15 protein-coding genes are annotated in these 17,018 nt (G+C 33.1%); 8 read left to right on the top strand and 7 right to left on the bottom strand.

Going from position 1 to position 17,018, the window contains the following annotated elements; all coding sequences use genetic code 11:
* The 3 genes from U472_RS08825 (at position 1) to U472_RS08815 (ending at position 4,107) form a co-directional block, all read left to right on the top strand.
* Positions 1-633: a hypothetical protein gene (locus U472_RS08825; RefSeq protein WP_068717595.1), complete on the top strand. Its 633-nt coding sequence runs from the start codon at positions 1-3 to the stop codon at positions 631-633.
* 22 nt (positions 634-655) lie between these two features.
* The gene (locus U472_RS08820; protein ID WP_068717593.1) at positions 656-3,070 is read left to right on the top strand and encodes a homocysteine S-methyltransferase family protein; all 2,415 of its coding nucleotides are present in this window, start codon (positions 656-658) and stop codon (positions 3,068-3,070) included.
* 101 nt (positions 3,071-3,171) lie between these two features.
* Positions 3,172-4,107, top strand: a complete 936-nt coding sequence (locus U472_RS08815) for a methylenetetrahydrofolate reductase (protein ID WP_068717591.1) — start codon at positions 3,172-3,174, stop codon at positions 4,105-4,107.
* An 83-nt stretch (positions 4,108-4,190) separates the two neighbouring features.
* Here the strand turns inward: U472_RS08815 and menA are convergent, their stop codons facing one another.
* Both menA and U472_RS08805 read right to left on the bottom strand, forming a co-directional pair.
* A complete protein-coding gene (gene menA, locus U472_RS08810) occupies positions 4,191-5,135 on the bottom strand; it encodes a 1,4-dihydroxy-2-naphthoate polyprenyltransferase (RefSeq protein ID WP_068717589.1) in 945 nt (314 codons plus the stop codon).
* Positions 5,136-5,463: 328 nt separating this feature from the next.
* On the bottom strand, positions 5,464-7,707 hold the full coding sequence (locus tag U472_RS08805; protein ID WP_068717587.1) for an alpha-amylase family glycosyl hydrolase: 2,244 nt from the start codon (positions 7,705-7,707) through the stop codon (positions 5,464-5,466).
* 177 nt (positions 7,708-7,884) lie between these two features.
* On the opposite strand from U472_RS08805, the gene U472_RS08800 reads away from it, so the two are divergent.
* The 3 genes from U472_RS08800 (at position 7,885) to U472_RS08790 (ending at position 10,571) form a co-directional block, all read left to right on the top strand.
* Positions 7,885-8,829 carry a dipeptidase gene (locus U472_RS08800; protein WP_068717585.1) on the top strand — a complete coding sequence of 315 codons (945 nt, stop codon included), beginning with the start codon at positions 7,885-7,887 and terminating at the stop codon, positions 8,827-8,829.
* Between the two features lie 212 nt (positions 8,830-9,041).
* Positions 9,042-9,401 carry a hypothetical protein gene (locus U472_RS08795; protein WP_068717583.1) on the top strand — a complete coding sequence of 120 codons (360 nt, stop codon included), beginning with the start codon at positions 9,042-9,044 and terminating at the stop codon, positions 9,399-9,401.
* Positions 9,402-9,635: 234 nt separating this feature from the next.
* A complete protein-coding gene (locus U472_RS08790) occupies positions 9,636-10,571 on the top strand; it encodes a L,D-transpeptidase family protein (RefSeq protein ID WP_068717581.1) in 936 nt (311 codons plus the stop codon).
* Positions 10,572-10,608: 37 nt separating this feature from the next.
* Here U472_RS08790 and U472_RS08785 read toward each other — a convergent pair whose 3' ends face one another.
* From U472_RS08785 to U472_RS08775, 3 genes are all read right to left on the bottom strand, one after another.
* Positions 10,609-10,938: a rhodanese-like domain-containing protein gene (locus tag U472_RS08785; RefSeq protein ID WP_068717579.1), complete on the bottom strand. Its 330-nt coding sequence runs from the start codon at positions 10,936-10,938 to the stop codon at positions 10,609-10,611.
* A gap of 175 nt (positions 10,939-11,113) precedes the next feature.
* Positions 11,114-11,779: a 4Fe-4S binding protein gene (locus U472_RS08780; protein WP_068717577.1), complete on the bottom strand. Its 666-nt coding sequence runs from the start codon at positions 11,777-11,779 to the stop codon at positions 11,114-11,116.
* Positions 11,780-11,977: 198 nt separating this feature from the next.
* The gene (locus U472_RS08775; RefSeq protein WP_068717575.1) at positions 11,978-13,660 is read right to left on the bottom strand and encodes an FAD-dependent oxidoreductase; all 1,683 of its coding nucleotides are present in this window, start codon (positions 13,658-13,660) and stop codon (positions 11,978-11,980) included.
* Between the two features lie 428 nt (positions 13,661-14,088).
* On the opposite strand from U472_RS08775, the gene U472_RS08770 reads away from it, so the two are divergent.
* Positions 14,089-14,820, top strand: coding sequence for an SIMPL domain-containing protein (locus U472_RS08770; protein ID WP_068717573.1), 732 nt, complete (start codon positions 14,089-14,091; stop codon positions 14,818-14,820).
* Between the two features lie 51 nt (positions 14,821-14,871).
* On the opposite strand, the gene U472_RS08765 is transcribed toward U472_RS08770, so the two are convergent.
* On the bottom strand, positions 14,872-15,591 hold the full coding sequence (locus U472_RS08765) for a DeoD-type purine-nucleoside phosphorylase (protein ID WP_068717571.1): 720 nt from the start codon (positions 15,589-15,591) through the stop codon (positions 14,872-14,874).
* Between the two features lie 289 nt (positions 15,592-15,880).
* Here U472_RS08765 and U472_RS08760 point away from each other — a divergent pair, with 289 nt between their 5' ends.
* Positions 15,881-16,402: a CBO0543 family protein gene (locus U472_RS08760; RefSeq protein ID WP_068717569.1), complete on the top strand. Its 522-nt coding sequence runs from the start codon at positions 15,881-15,883 to the stop codon at positions 16,400-16,402.
* A gap of 106 nt (positions 16,403-16,508) precedes the next feature.
* Here the strand turns inward: U472_RS08760 and U472_RS08755 are convergent, their stop codons facing one another.
* A complete protein-coding gene (locus U472_RS08755) occupies positions 16,509-16,973 on the bottom strand; it encodes a redoxin domain-containing protein (RefSeq protein ID WP_176714133.1) in 465 nt (154 codons plus the stop codon).
* Between the last annotated feature and the right edge of the window lie 45 nt (positions 16,974-17,018).

The following is a 17,018-nucleotide window of genomic DNA, read 5'->3' as shown; positions in this document are numbered from 1 at the left end:
TTGGGTTATAAAGAGAATAGCACTTCAAATGAACAGATTGAAGAGATGATAGACTCTTTGATAGATTATTCTTATTCATTAATAGATTGTAAGGGTTCTTATCTAATATTAGATAAGATTCAGCTAAATAGAGAAGATAATTTAGTGACTTTAGGGAAGAATATTTTAGAATTTCAAAGCAAGGATATCATTGACCTGCTAGAAAAACAGGATAAGGTCGCTTTATTAACTGTAACTATTGGTGACTCTCTAGAAGCTAAAGTTAAAGAATTATTTAATCAAGGAGAGTTCACCAAAGCAACTATCTTAGATGCTATTGCTTCTGTCACTGCTGAAGAGGTTGCTAATGAACTCAATGCAATTATAGCAAAGGAATCTATAGCTAAAGGTCTCCCCCACTTAACCATGCGCTTTAGTCCAGGTTATGGTGATTTGAAGTTAGATATTCAGCCTAAAATTCTAGAGCTATTAGATGGTGATAAATTAGGTATTGCAACTACTACAAGTAATATCTTATTACCAGAAAAATCGATTACAGCAATAATTGGTCTTGGTAAAGTTGAAAACTCTTATCGGGTAAGATGTGATTTTCACTGTGCCTCTTGCGAATTTGATAATTGTGTTTATAATTGATATAGAAAGGAGTAGTTAGTAGATGAGTAGTTTATTAAATAGATTGAAGAATGAAATCTTAGTATTAGATGGTGCAATGGGAACTGAGTTACATAAGAAGGGATTAGAGGTAGGGGAATGTCCTGAAAAATTAAATTTAACTCACCCAGAGATTCTAACTGAAATTCATCGTAGTTACGTTGAGGCTGGTAGTGATATTATCCAGACAAATACTTTTGGTGCTAGTAGAATCAAACTAGATGAATATGGTTTAGGTGAGCAGGTCGAAAAGATTAACCGTAAGGCTGTAGAATTGGCTAAAGCTGCTGCTAACCAAGATACCATCATTGCTGCTTCAATGGGTCCTACTGGTAAGCTCTTAGAACCTTTAGGAGACCTTAGCTTCCAAAAGGCTTATGAAATCTTTGCTGAGCAAGCAAAAATTCTGGAAGATGCTGGAGTAGATGTAATCAGTATCGAAACTATGACCGATTTACAGGAAGTTAGAGCTGCTGTTATTGCTGTTAAGGAGACTACTACACTACCTGTTATCTGCCATTTAACCTATGAGGAAAGTTTAAAAACTATGACTGGTACAGACCCAGTAACTGCTGTCACTGTTCTAGAAGGACTTGGAGTTGAAGTGATTGGTGCTAACTGCAGTATGGGACCAGAAGGGCTACTAAAAATTATTAAAGCTTTAGGAGATAATACTGCTACCTATCTCTCAGTGGAACCAAATGCTGGACTTCCAATCTTAGATGAAAATAACAATACTATCTTCCCCATGAAAGCAAGTGAAATGGCGAATTATCTCCAAAGCTTTGTAGAGACTGGAGCAAATATTATCGGTGGGTGCTGTGGATCTACCCCTGACTACATCAGATTAGTAGCTGAGCAGGTTAAGAAGTTAAAACCTAAAACCAGAATTTATCAGGCTGAAACTAAGCTAGCTAGTAGAAACAAAACTGTAGTAATTGCTGACCACTTACCTACTAGAATTATTGGGGAGAGAATCAATCCAACTGGTCGTAAAGAGCTATCTGCAGAATTGAAAGAAGGTAAGATGAATATAGTCTCCCAAGAAGCGACTAGTCAAGCCAAAGCAGGGGCTGATATTTTAGATGTTAATGTGGGAGTTCCTAAGATTGACCAAGTAACTACTATTAAAAAGGCTATTACTACAGTACAGAACCTTGTTAACCTACCAATCTGTATAGATACTACCGATGCTGAAGTTTTAGAAACTGCTTTACAAACTGTAGTAGGAAAACCCCTTATCAATTCAGTCAATGGTGAGACAGATAGCCTTAATACTGTCTTACCTTTAGCTAAAAAGTATGGTGCCTGTGTCTTGGGATTGACCTTAGATGAAGATGGTATCCCTAAGACTGCTGAAGGTCGTTTAAAGGTTGCTCGTAAGATTGTAAGAAAAGCTTTAGAGTTAGGTATTAAACGTGAGAATATCTTAATAGATGCTTTAACATTGACTGCTAGTGCTCAGCAAGAAGGTGTTCAAGAGACAATTAAAGCAATTCGCTTAATCAAAGAAGAATTAGGAGTAGCTACAGTATTAGGAGTTAGTAATATCTCCTTTGGTCTACCTGACAGAAAGAAGGTTAATACAGCCTTCTTAGCAATGGCTATCCAAGCTGGATTAAATGCACCTATCCTTGACCCTACAATCGAAGAGATGAAGGCTACCTTGATGGCAAGTGATATATTAGTAAATCGTGATGTATCTAGCCAACGCTATTTAGAAAGCTATGGTCAGAAGAAAGAAACTAAGGTTAAAGAGGATACCAAGAAAGAAGAGAAACAAGCTAATCTAAATATTTTGACTAAAATTCACCAACAGGTGCTCACTGGTGATAAAGATAATATCACAGATAGTATTGAGAAGGCATTAGAGGATTACTCTGCCCTAGAGGTAATTAATAAAGCTTTAATTCCAGGGATTCAAGAGGTTGGTGACAAGTATGATGAAGGTATCTACTTCTTACCCCAATTGATGCTTGGTGCTGAAGCGATGCAGAACTCCTTTGCTATCCTTAAGCCAATCTTAGAGAAAGAAGGAAGCGAAGAAAATCTAGGTAGAATTGTTATGGCTACAGTCAAAGGTGATGTCCATGATATCGGTAAGAATATCGTTAAGATAATGCTCCAAAATAATGGCTTTGAAGTTATTGATCTAGGTAAGGATATAGCAAATGAAACTATTATCTCTACTGCTCTAACTACAGAGGCTGATATCATCTGTTTAAGTGCTTTAATGACTACAACTATGCCAAGAATGGAAGAGATCACAACAGAATTAAAAGCAAAAAATTCTGATATCAAGGTAATGGTCGGTGGAGCTGTAGTTACTAGAGATTACGCCGATAGTATCGGTGCATATTACTCTGATAATGCTGTAGAAGCAGTTAAGACAGCCAAGAAATTAGTGAGTAGTAAGTAGCAAGTAATATGGGTGTCAGTGTGGGGTTATTAATTTTATAAATTATTTTACTTATACTCTTTTCTACGCTGACACTAATATCGAGAAGGGAGAAGAGAATAATGAGCTTAAAAGATAAGATACTAAATAAAGAGACAGGAATAATACTATATGGATTAACACCACCAAAAGAGAAAAATACTACTGATAGGATAGTAGAGATTTCACAAAAGCAGATAAGTCGAATTAAAAACCTTGACATAGATGGGTTGGTTCTTTATGATATTCAGGATGAGAGTGATAGAATTAAGGAAGAGAGACCTTTCCCCTTCCTACCAACAATTGATCCTGCTATCTATAGCAGAAACTATTTAGATGAATTAAAGATACCAAAGATTGTGTATCGTTGTGTAGGAAAATATAATGAGGATGAATTTTCAAAGTGGCTTACATCAGATATTAAAACAGACAGATTCTCTGTTTTTGTAGGTGCTGCCTCAAAGGACCAAGATGTCAATTTAAAATTAAGAGAGGCTTATGAGTTAAGACAAAAATTAAATCCCAACCTACTATTAGGTGGTGTAACTATACCTGAACGCCATTCTCAATCTGAAAACGAACATCTACGGGTACTTTCTAAGATTAAAAGTGGCTGCAAGTTCTTCGTATCACAAGCAGTCTATAACTTAGAATACTCTAAAAATTTCTTATCAGACTATTATCACTATTGTCAGGAGAATAATTTAGAGATGGTTCCTATAATCTTTACCTTTACTCCTTGTGGCTCAAAGAAGACCTTAAATTTTATGAAATGGCTAGGAATAAATATAGCTAAATGGCTAGAGAATGATTTGCTTAACTCCGAGGATATTTTAGAGCAGTCTCTTAACTCATCTAAGAAGATCTTTGAAGAACTATTGGATTATGCCTTGGAAAAAGGAATTCCAATCGGTTGTAATATTGAGAGCTTATCTATCCGTAAGGCTGAGATTGAAGCTTCAATTGAGTTAGCAGAGTTTGTAAAAGAGACCTTTAAAAAGAAGGTTAATAAGATATAGTAAAAAACATCAGTTCAGTTTGAACTGATGTTTTTTTGATTATACTAAGAAGACTAATATAAAAAATAGATAATGCGACACTTTTAAAAAATCACCGCTATCCCTAAAGCCAATATCTGCACACTATTTATCAATACAAAATTCTTCACAGCTAAGATAAAGGTCTCTTTTTTACTCTGCTTATCCATAAATAAATCAATATTTCTCTTTACCGGAAACCAAGTTAAAAATGTCAGTAATGAAAGCAGTGGTATAACCCTCAAGACTAACAGAATAATTAGATCTAGATAAACTAGATAATAGAGTATTTTAAATAAATCTAATGACCTATCCTTCCCAAGATAGATTGGTAATGTATAACGATTATTCTCTAAATCATCGTCAATATCACAGATATTATTAGCAAACATGATATTAGCAATTCCAGTTACTAGAGGGATAGAAATTAGAAAGATATAGATTAACTCGATAAGATTGAATTGAATACTCAAAAATCCACTTTCATAAAATAAAGAAACGATATTCTGATCAAAAATATGGATATAAATTGAAACAAAAGTTATTATAAACCCCATAAAGAATCCAGAGAAAATCTCTCCTAAGGATGTACGAGAGATGGGTAGAGGACCAAAAGAGTAAAGAACTCCTACTCCAAATGAGATAGACCCTAGGATTAATACTACTAAATTTGTATTTAAAACTAGGATAATACCGACTAAAACTGCAATTATTAATAAAGTTAATATAATAGCTTTAACCCTACTCTCCTTTAAATTATCCTTAACAATGGCATTATGGCTTTCATAATTGTACCCATAAGTCTTATTAGCCTTTTTATAATCAACAAAATTATTAATAGCTGTTGTAGCCATATCAATTGCTAATAAAGATATCAACATCAAGATAAAGTTCTTTAAATTAAAATTTTTAAAACGATATAAGGTATATATTGTCCCTAATAAGAATGGAATCAGACTAGCAACTTTGGTCTGAATCTCTACTAATTTTAGAAAACTACCTATAAACATCTTCCCTCTCCTTCCAATTATAAATTAATCACCGAAACTAATATTAAAATCTTTTTATAAGATTAGTTAAGATAATTAAAGTATAGGTCTCTTTATCTCTTTTTTGACATTGATAAGCTAATTCCTTTATTTAAATAATCTTTCACTTTTTAAATGATTAATTAATAAATTTCTTATTCTTTATATAAACAATTGTATCTGTCTACTTACATACATAAGAAATTCATCACCATATAATATTTGATTAGTGATAATATAATTAGCCAACTTTGAACCAAACTATCCTTTAATAATATAAAGATAAAAAGGGCTAAAACTAGCCCCTAATCTAAACTCTCCTATAAATAAAACCACTATAATAGGGTAAGATAAAGGATTTAAAAGTACCGTAATCTAGCTCTATCAGATTATTGGAATGGATTGCAGTAAATTGATCATAAACACCTTCTATATCAGCTAGCTTTAACCATTTACTAGAATAACCAATATTTAAATCTACCTCTACATCATAGCCTTCAAAGTTAAGTAGAACCAATATCTCTTCTTGATTTTGCTTAGTTCTCCAACCAATTACCCTTCTCCCCTGACCTTCTCTTTCTGATAACCAGTGTCCTAAAACCCAGTCAAATTTACCTTCCACTACTGGATTATAACCAGATATCTTTAAAGCACTATACTTCTTCCTTAAATTAATTAGCTTCTGTGTCCAATAATAAAAGGGATTGTAGTTATAATCTGGACAATTAGGGTCAGGATTGATTAAATTAATATCTATATTATTAGAACTTCTATTCACTCCAAACTCTTGTCCCATATAAATCATGGGTTGTCCTAATGCAACTATAGTACTCATCATTGCTAATCTAGCTTTTCTATCCTTAATATCACAGTCATAGATATTATTGGTCTCTATCTCATATTTGACACTCTCTTCATCATGACTCTCACTGTAATTAATTACATTGTTAGTATGTGCTGCAAAATGTCCTTTGCAGAAATAAAATATATCCCCCATACCTTGAGGACTATCATTACACCAATCTCTAAAGACTCCTTCTCTTAATAAAGCCTTGATCTTATCATGGAAGAAATCACTCCATTGGGCATAACCATTATATCCATCAAAATTCAAATCATCTTGATTAGGTAGATTCTCAGCTATTAAGATCGCATTAGATTTAAACCCTTTATCTCTAATCTCATGCTGAATTTCATAAAGGAGCTTATGATCCAAATAATTAGTATGAGTAGCATCAAATCTAAAACCATCTACATGGTACTCCTTAATAAATAATTTACAAGCATCAATTAGCATATTATCAACTTCATCCTTACCTGTTGCTAACTTATTACCCCATTGTGTATTACCTGAAAAATAAAAACCACCAGGATCACTACGATCATCAATCAACTGCCATAAAGGATTAAATTGATTAGAAGTATGATTAAAGACTTGATCAATAATTATAGCCAAACCATGATTATGGGCTGTATTGACCAATCTTCTAAAATCATCAGGCTCACCAAAATCCTTCTCTACTGACATAAAGCTACAAGGATCATAACCTAATCCAAAATGGCTCCAAGCCTCTGAGGTTGGCATCAGAGCTAAAGCTGTTACCCCTAACTCATCAAAGTAGCCGTCTTCAATCCGCTTGATGATCCCACGGAAGGTGCTCTGATCATCTAATGATATATCTGAATCACCATCAGTAAATCCATATACGTTTAATTCATAGATGATCAACTCACTAATATCAGGGGTCTTCCATGATTGATCAGTCCATTGAAATTGAGTGGGGTCAACAATAACACAGTTATCAAACTTATAATTATCACTATAAACTCTGGTGTAGGGGTCATGTACCCATCTTTCATCTCCACCTATACCGCCTTGTACATAAAATTTATACTCTATGTCTTCAATTCCAGCCTTGATATCCTCTGCAAGTATTCTAACCCACCAAATATTTGGTTCATTATAATAACCACGATATAGACCCATAGGAATAAAGCGCTCCCTCTTTTCACATTTCTGCCCATGACAATGTTCAGGAACAGCAAATCCATTAATATTGGAAGCTAGATAAACCTTAGCTGCTCTAGGGTGAAAGAAGCCAAATATAATCGATCCGTCTAATAGCTTATGGGCTCCTAGCATCGATGGTGTACTCATATCAGAAACATCGGTTTGGGGAAGATAGAAGTTTTCCTGTGGAATTAAATCTTTAATACTTTCATATACATCTCTAATATCTCCAATAGGTCTAAAGGGTTTAACTGTATAGATATTATGCCAACCCGCCTTACACCAAACCTCATCTCCTAACCCTGCGTTATAAAAACGGTTAGCCTTATCATCCTCTAAAAATATTTGACCATCCTTCTTTCCCTTAAATTTAAAGTTAAAACTTGATCTATTTAAAGTGACATCATAGTAGATCCCGTATTCATCACTTCCACTTGGCTTGAGATCTTTTCTAATTCTTCCAGTTCCAGCCTTCCAGATTGACAACATAGGTTCTTCTAAATTATAGTTATTATCGTAGTGAATTCTTAAACTAACTCTCATTATATCCCTCCCTGATTCAAATCCATAAGATATGTATATTAAAGTTCAGTATTATTTTTTGTAGAGTCTATTAACTTCATTACTTTATTATTAACTAAAAGATAATAACTATATACTCAAATGAATAAATTAATGTTATAATTTAAAAATAATTATCATAACAAGGAGTGTGTTAAAATGAATTTAATAGATTTACATTGTGATACAATCTATCGTATCTTCACAGAGAATAAAAAAGCTAGATTGAGAGACAATAGCTTTCATGTTGATATAAATAAATTAGAGAAGAGTAACTCTATAGCCCAATTTTTCGCCCTCTTTTTAGATCTAGAAGAGATAGAAAGCAGTCCCCTTGAACATACTTTAGCAATGCTTGATAGATTTTATCAAGAGCTTAAAGAGAACCAAGATAAAATAAAGATTGCATGTAGCTATAAAGAACTTATTGAAAATCAAAAAAATGGAAAAATTTCAGCTTTTCTGACCATCGAAGAAGGTCAGGCTTTAGAGGGCTCCTTGACTAACTTAAGAAATTTTTACAGACTTGGAGTCCGTTTAATTACCCTAACTTGGAACTATCCAAATACTATCGGTTATCCAAATACACAAGAAGAATATAGATCTAAAGGACTTAGCCTCTTTGGCAAAAAGGTCGTTAAAGAGATGAATAAATTAGGAATGCTAATTGATGTCTCCCACCTATCAGATCAAGGCTTCTATGATGTAGCCAAGCTGTCTACTAGCCCCTTTATAGCCTCCCACTCCAATGCCCGTATTATCAGAAATCATTCTAGGAATCTGACTGATGCTATGATTAGAACTCTAGCAAATAAGGGTGGGATAATGGGAATTAATTTTTCCTCTTCTTTCTTAGCAAATAAAGAAATTAGTGAAATAGCTGATATTATCAAACATATCAAATATATTCACAAAGTCGGTGGGATTGATACTGTTGCTTTAGGCTCTGATTTTGATGGAATTGATTGTGAATTAGAACTTGGAAATATTGGAGAGATGGATAAACTATACTCTGCTCTTAAAAAAGCAGGATTTAACGAAGATGATATTGAAAAGATATATTATAAAAATGCTGAGCGGGTGATTAAAGAGGTGTTGAAGTAGATTATTTTCAATAATTTAATGTAATAATTATATTAGTTAAGTTTTAATATATAATAACAGTAAAAGGTTTATTTACTTTTTAAGTGGAAAATATAGCATTATCTATCAATTGTGTAACCCTTGTCTTAGAATGGAGCTTAATCCTAATAATTATTATTGTATCTAAATTCCTAAGCTTATAAAATAGTATTAAGGAAGAAAGGAGGTCAGCGATGCCTGAACTTAATTTTAGAAATGGATACTTTTATGGAGTCTGCTTAATCTGTGTAGTGTTATTCATCTTCGCCGTAGTATCTTTAGGTGATACTATTGTAGATATCATCTATCCCCATCAATATATTGAACCAGAATTCTATCTAAAGAAGGAATTAAGATATGAAAAGGACTATCCTGAACTATCAAAAGAAGAGTTAAAAGAGATGATTAAAGAGAAGAATGAAGAACGTAGAATAAGAGAAGAGTATAATAGAAAAAGAAGAATTATCTTAAGCTTAACAAAATCAATCCTTCTCTTATTATTAGTAATCCCTATTTATTTATTTCACTGGAATAAAATTGAAGGGAAACTATAAAATCAATAATAGGTGCTTAAAGATATATCTCTAAGCACCTGTCCCAAAAAGTCCCTATATAACTCTTTCCTAAAATTATCAGTAATCGCTCTATCCCTTATCTACTCTCACAACTATAAAATTTTAATCCTTTAAATTTTTATAATAAAACCTTCCAATGTATATAATAATATTAGGTTTATATACTTAAATCCTTCTACAACTAAAAATTGATACACCTTAGGAGATGAAAAAATGAAGGTTAAAATCCTTATTATCCTGTTATTAAGCCTTTTATTATTAACCTTCTCCCTAAATACCTATGCCAAAGAAGATGATGGTACCTGTAACTGTTATAACTATCGTAAAATCTCACTACATTACCCTCCTACGCAAGGTGATGATATTAAAGCCTTGCAAGTAGAACTTAAAGGCTTAGGATTTTATCAAGGAGAGATTAATTCTTTATACGACTGGGATACTTATCTAGCAGTGAAGCAATTTGAATATGTTAATAACTTAAAAGGTGATGGTATAGTTGACAAAAATTTTTGGATAAGTTTAAATAGATATTTTAATAATCAACCATCTACAACAGAAGATAAAATTATGCCACCTCCTGGAGAGATATCTATATTAGTTGATACTAATAATAAGACTTTAACAGTCTATTCAGATGGTGCCAAATATCATACCTTTAAGGTAGCTGTAGGAAAGTGGTCTAGCAAATCTCCTATAGGTGAATGGAGAATCATCCAGAAACTAGATATGTGGGATGGCACTCCCTTTGGGGATAAGTGGATGAAATTAAATGTACCTTGGGGTAATTATGGAATTCATGGGACTAATAAACCAAGCTCTATCGGGTACAATGCTAGCCATGGCTGTATTAGAATGTATAATAATGATGTAAAAATCTTATACTCTTGGGTCAAAATAGGTACTAGGGTAAAGGTAGTTGGACAAAGAGATCCTATTGAGATTGAGGATTCTCTTCGATATGGAGATAAAGGAAAAGAGGTACTACTTCTGCAAGAGACCTTAAGAAAGAATGGATTCAATGTAGGTTATACAGATGCAAGATTTGGGAAAGATACCAAAGAAGCTATGAAGGAATTAAAATATATCTATGGATTAAAAGATGATTTAATTGCTGATGAGAATACACTCTACATTCTAAATTTAAAATAAAGAAAAGGAAGGGGATTCCCTTTCCTTTTCTTTGTAACTATTTTTCAATATTTCCTTTCCAAGCCCTTATACCACCAGACATATTCTTAACATTATTAAATCGCATCTCCATTAATTTTCTAGCAGCCTTATCACTTCTTACACCTGAAGCACATACAGTAATTATCTCTTTGTTCCTATCTAGTTCATTTAATCTATTCTCTAATTCACTTAAAGGAATGTTAGTAGAATTAGGAATATGACCTTGTTTATATTCTTCTTCTGATCTCACATCTAAAATCTGTATATCACCTTTTGTTACCTTCTTTTCTACCTCTTTGGGAGATATCTTCTTTAGCTCACTACCAAATAAAATGTCAAAAGGCAATTATATCAACTCCTTGATTTCAAGTTATTAATTAATATGTCCAGGATCAAGGATATTATAAAATAACCTCAATCACTAGCTATTGTAACAAAAAACTACATTCTCTGTCAAAACTTTATCTCATATTTAATAATTTATATGTCTGAACCTGATATAGTGTGATTTATTTGATTACCTACTTATATTTTAAGGCATTTACTGGACATTTATAAACACACTCTTTACACTGGATACAATCTAAATCCTTATCATTATCACCAGTAAATTCATAGGGTTTTAAACCCATTGGGCATTTTCTTTCACAGATTTTACAGTCTATACACTCACCTTTATCTACAACTATCCTCTTTGATCTTGCTCTTAATTTGCGTTTAAGCTTAGTGATCAATGCTGATAAAGATCCCATAGGACAGAAGGAACACCAAGTTCTTTCGTTAAATATAACTCCCAAAAATATAGTGATTGCAGTTGTGGCAAAGATAATCTTATAAAATACATAACCAACCTTAACTAAATCTCCATTAGCCTCAATCAAACCTGATACAAAAGTATAAATCAGAAATACAAAGAAAGCTATTCTAAAAAATACCGTCCTAAAGACTTTTGGAATATTGACACTCCGGCTGATTTTGGCTAAGATATTATCATTAAAGCTGCCCCGTGGACAGGCTGTTCCACACCAGACCCGACCACCCTTTAATGCTGCAAAAAATGGTGGTGCTACCATACAGATTAAAGCTACATTACCTATAATCGGATAATACCAACCAAATATTAAAAAAGCTGCAATCACAGTCCAACTTACTTTCCCTACAAATCCCAAAAAACCTTTCTCTCTCATATTATTCACTCCCTTATAAGATAATAATATTATAACTTTAATTTTCCTATGCTAACATAGTGTTATATTTATAAATTGTTATATTTGGATAATACGATGTATTAGTTTTTTATTAACCCCCTAACTGGGGGCTATGGTTATAATATAACTTATAAAGGGTCATTTGTCAAGAGCACAGCACAAGTAGTAACTAATGGGCTATAAATCTTGAATTAATAACTCCTTATCTTTACTAAAACGATTCCAAGCTAAGATACCACCAGTTAAGTTCTCTACAGTATCAAAACCATTTGCTATCAAAATCTTATAGGCTAAATATCCACGATATCCCTTTCTACAGTAGACAACAGTATATTTCTCTGGATTTAACTCTCCTATTCTCTCCCGTAGACTATTAAGAGGAATATGCTTAGCACCACCTATATATCCTTCTTCATACTCTCTATCTGTTCTAACATCTACTAGCTGAATATCTTTTTCAGCTTCTAAAGCTGACTTTAAATCCTGTGGACTGATTAAATCAGTTTCATAACGTAAATGGTTAGAAGCAATCATCCCGCTCATAATTACTGGCCCTTTTGCTGAAGAGTATGGTGGTGCATAGGCTAAATCTAAGTCTTCTAAATCCTCTACAGTCATCTTTGCCTGTAAAGCAGTTGCAAAGACATCAATCTGCTTATCAACACTTTTTCTGCCTATACATTGAGCTCCTAATAGCTTACCAGTCTCCTCTTCAACAAGTAACTTAATTGTCAAATCTTCAGACCCTGGGTAATATCCAGCATGATCTCCTTTATCTAAATAGACAGAATAATAACTAATATTACGCTTCTGACACTCCTTCTCATTCAATCCAGTACTAGCAGCAGTAAAGTCACCTACCTTAACAATACTAGTCCCTAAGACACCTTTAAACTTCTTCTTAGTCTTTCCAGCAGCATGTGCTCCTGCAATTCTACCTTGCTTATTGGCAGGACCTGCTAAAGCAAATCTGACCTTCTCCCCAGTAACCAGATGAGTACTCTCAACTATATCCCCTGCTGCATAAATATTTGGATCACTTGTCTGCATAAATTCATTAACAACAACACCTATTTCACTGACCTTTAGACCTGCATCTTTGACAAGTTTTAATCTTGGTCTTACTCCAGTAGCCAAAATTACAAAATCTGCGTCAAACTCCCTTTCACTCTGTAAAGTGACCTTTATCATATCTCCTTCTTCTTGAAATTTTCTTACCCCATCACTTAGGATAATCTCTATCCCTAATTCTTTTAAGTGTTGAACTAAAGGCATAGTCATCTCCTTATCTAAAGGAGCTATAATCTGATCCATCATCTCTACTAGAATAACCTTCAACCCTCTATGGTGCAACTCTTCAGCGGTCTCAACACCTATATAACCACCACCTACTATTACAACACTTTCCGGCTCATTTTGTAATTCCTCCCTAATTTCATCTGCATCTGGAACAGTCAGCAAAGTAAATATCTTTTGACTATCAACCCCCTCTATCGGTGGCTTGATAACCTCTCCACCAACAGCTACGATCAGCTTATCATACTCTTCATTAAAGCTCTCTCCTGTCTGATGGTTGACTACCTCTACATTCTTCTCTTTCCTATTAATCTTAATCACCTCGTGGTTGACCCTTAAATCTATATTAAAGCGTTTATGGAAGTATTCATTGCTTACCTGAAATAGATTCTTTCGCTCTCTAATAGTTCCACCTATATAATATGGAAGCCCACAGTTAGCAAAGGAGGCATAAGGTCCCTTTTCAAAAAGAATAATCTCAGCATGTTCATCCTCTCTTCTAGCCTTAGTTGCTGCACTTGCTCCAGCCGCTACTGCACCAATTACCACTATTTTAGTTGTCATAACTTATCATCCTCCTCTTTTTAATATTAATATCCCTCACTTAATCTCTTTAATGTATTAATTAGAGTTAATTTTGAGATTACAATAGCTAGATTTGTATATATCAGTATCTATTACTGGGTATATTGCGATACTTTTCAGACCTCACCCCCCAGCCCCCTCTCCTACCTTAGGAGAGGGGGAATTAAAAATTTGGTCTCCCTTCTCCTACGATAGGAGAAGGGATTAAGGGATGAGGTAGGTGTTTTTGAACTTAACTATTTATATACTATCAACTATCAAATGATACGAAAGTGTCGTAATATCTATCTATTCTATAACCTCTCTAAGAAACTAAGCTATAACCATAATTCAAAGTAGCTAATAGCTTTTATAGAGTAAATATATTATAATATATTTAAGCAAGGAGTATAATTATAGAAAGTGAGGTGAGAAAGATTAAGAGATCTATAATTTTAATCTTAATAGTGTTATTAAATCTAGTCATAACACCATCTCTTGATGCAGAAACACACTTTAAGAATATCTCAACTATAGGTTCAGCTAAAACTTCTTTAAGACCTGACCAAGCCATAATTAGATTAAAAATAAGTGGCGAAGGTAGTAATCAATCAAGGCTTAACTATCAATTTAGAGAAGAGATTAAGAGGGCAATCAGGGTACTAAATAATACCTTTTCTAATAAACTAGATATTATTGAAGGTGATATTGAGATAGTTAGCTATTTAGAGGAAAATAATCATTTCCCTAACGAGCTCTATAAAGTTACTAGTTACTTGAAATTTAAAGTAGATAATAGTCCAATAGAAAATATAACTAAGCTAATAGATACTATTAAAGAACTCAATCCAGCCAATAAAAACGTTACCTATAATCAATCCAATGATATCTCTTATAAGATTGATAGAGCCTATTATACCTTTAAAAATCCTCTACAACATCAACAAAAGTTACTTAAAGATGCTTTTAATAACAGTAAAACTAAAGTAACTTCTCTCTTAGATCTCTCTTCTCTTAAACTAATTGGAATTTATCAATTAAAAGAGATTACCCCAAGTAATATCTCTATCTATCAAGAGGAGATTGATATTAATAATATAAGGCAAGCTACAGAGAAGAGCTTCCAAACTGAGCTAAGGGTACTCTATCAAGTCAACTAATTTAATACCTAAAAAAACTCCCCTGCAAAGCAGAGGAGTTTTACTCTGAAATTATCCATAAATTTTAGTCACAGTATCTAAGACCATCTCTGTCATCCTATCTACACCTTCTTTAATCCTAGACTTATCTGCTCTAGTCTTTTTAAAGACATGATCTGATACAGTAAGTACAGTAGCTGCTCTTAACCCATATTTAGCAGCAATATTATATAAAGCTGCTGTCTCCATCTCTACAGCCAAAACCCCCAATCCTGCTAATCTCTTCAAATCATCTGCATAATCTAAAGACTTACCATAGAAATAATCAGATGTAGCAATCTGACCTACATGAGCTGGCATTCCTAATTCAACAGCACTCTCATACAAATTTTTAATCAATTCAAAATCTGCTGGCGGTGCTAAAGTAATATCTGGAGTTATCTGATTGATAGTAGTTCCAATAGTAGCTGAAGATTGAGCAATTATTACATCTGCCTCCTCTAAATCATCGGATAAGGCTCCACATGTACCCACACGAATCAAGGTCTTAACCCCTAACATCTTAAGTTCCTCTAAAATAATAGAGATAGATGGCACACCCATACCTGTAGTTTGAATAGATACTTCAATCCCATTGAAAGTTCCTGTATACCCATACATTTGACGATAGTCTGTATATAGTTTTGGATCATCCAAGAACTTCTCTGCCATATATTTAGCACGCTCTGGATTCCCTGGCAATAATACAATATCTGCTACTTGACCCTTCTCAGCCTCTACATGAATTGGCATAATTTAATTCCCCCTCAATTAATTTTATACTAGTAAAGATTGTTGAAATTACTACTAATAGCTTAATTCATTTAAGCTATTTTTAAACTTACTTTTTAATAAATATTCATATGTAGTATCATTAGACGTCAGACGACTCTCCTATGTAATTCTTGTCTAGTATAAAAAACTCCTTCTTTTTTCTAATTTAATTTTTTGAATTACGCAATAAATACTTTGAATTTGACAAACCTTATTAATGAGTTAGTCTTAGTATTATTATAATTAATCTAGATTAGGAGGAAATTACTTGTTTAGAATTATTCTATTTACCATCTTTATCTATAGTGCTTATAAATGGAGTGATTGGAGAAATTGGAAGTTATATTACCCTTCTATCCTCTTTTTTATCATTTGTAGCTTACTTTATAATCTTATATATTATAATTATCCCTTATGGAAATTTGAACCGTTACCGATTATCGAAAAGCTTCTTCCTAATAATACATTAATCTCTATAGCTGTTAGCTTTACTATCTTTCCCTGTACTACCTTGCTCTATCTAAGCCATCTACCAAAAGGAAAGAAAGAATTAATCTATATGTTAATATGGGTCTTATTTTACACATTAATCGAGCTGATATCTATCCCTTGCCAAGCAATCTCTTATCATAACGGGTGGAATCTAGGGTACTCTATTATCTTTAATATCATTACCTTCTCTATTTTAAAACTTCATCATGAAAGACCTTTAGTAGCCTGGGGATTTGTCTTTATAGCTATAATTGTAATATCAACCTATTTTAAACTTCCAATTGATGGTATGAAGTAATTAGTTAATAATTTTATTAATCCATTATATCTTAATTAATGTCTCCATAAAGCAAACATAAAAAAGAGAACTGTTATAGTTAACAGTTCTCTTTTTAGATAAATATCTAATTATCTTTAAGAAAATCCAGAATCTCATTCAAATCAGGTAAATCACTGATCTCATAAACCTTAGCAAAGATAACCTTACCTTCTTCATCCAAGATGATATTAGCTCGCTCTGAGAATCCATCCTCTTCTCTAAAAATACCCATCTTCTGAGCAAAATCTCCATGAGGCCAGAAATCAGCAGGCATCAAGAGCTTCTCTATTCCTAAATGCTCTCCCCAAGCCTTCTTAGTATAAATTGAATCAATGCTCAACCCCAAAGGCACTGTGTTCAGCTCTTTTAACTTATCATAATTATTCTCTAAAACACTCATCTGATTGGCACAAATCCCAGTCCATGCTAAAGGATGAAAGGATAAAAGTACTTTCTTTCCTTTAAAATCACTTAATTTAATCTCTTTATCATATTGAGTCTTAAAAGTATAGTCTTCAACCTTTGTTCCAACTTTAATTACTTCACCCATTTTGATTCCCCCTTATAAATAAACACCTTAATGCTAATAGTTATT

This window comes from Orenia metallireducens, from assembly GCF_001693735.1.
Taxonomy (GTDB): Bacteria; Bacillota; Halanaerobiia; order Halobacteroidales; family Halobacteroidaceae; genus Orenia; species Orenia metallireducens.
This window is presented reverse-complemented; position numbering and strand designations above follow the sequence as displayed.

What these genes read in the sequence shown, in the direction of transcription:
- U472_RS08820 (WP_068717593.1), top strand. Translation starts at nt 656, where the DNA reads ATGAGTAGTTTATTAAATAGATTGAAGAATGAAATCTTAGTATTAGAT.
- U472_RS08815 (WP_068717591.1), top strand. Translation starts at nt 3,172, where the DNA reads ATGAGCTTAAAAGATAAGATACTAAATAAAGAGACAGGAATAATACTA.
- menA (WP_068717589.1), bottom strand. Translation starts at nt 5,135, where the DNA reads ATGTTTATAGGTAGTTTTCTAAAATTAGTAGAGATTCAGACCAAAGTT.
- U472_RS08805 (WP_068717587.1), bottom strand. Translation starts at nt 7,707, where the DNA reads ATGAGAGTTAGTTTAAGAATTCACTACGATAATAACTATAATTTAGAA.
- U472_RS08800 (WP_068717585.1), top strand. Translation starts at nt 7,885, where the DNA reads ATGAATTTAATAGATTTACATTGTGATACAATCTATCGTATCTTCACA.
- U472_RS08795 (WP_068717583.1), top strand. Translation starts at nt 9,042, where the DNA reads ATGCCTGAACTTAATTTTAGAAATGGATACTTTTATGGAGTCTGCTTA.
- U472_RS08790 (WP_068717581.1), top strand. Translation starts at nt 9,636, where the DNA reads ATGAAGGTTAAAATCCTTATTATCCTGTTATTAAGCCTTTTATTATTA.
- U472_RS08780 (WP_068717577.1), bottom strand. Translation starts at nt 11,779, where the DNA reads ATGAGAGAGAAAGGTTTTTTGGGATTTGTAGGGAAAGTAAGTTGGACT.
- U472_RS08775 (WP_068717575.1), bottom strand. Translation starts at nt 13,660, where the DNA reads ATGACAACTAAAATAGTGGTAATTGGTGCAGTAGCGGCTGGAGCAAGT.
- U472_RS08765 (WP_068717571.1), bottom strand. Translation starts at nt 15,591, where the DNA reads ATGCCAATTCATGTAGAGGCTGAGAAGGGTCAAGTAGCAGATATTGTA.
- U472_RS08755 (WP_176714133.1), bottom strand. Translation starts at nt 16,973, where the DNA reads ATGGGTGAAGTAATTAAAGTTGGAACAAAGGTTGAAGACTATACTTTT.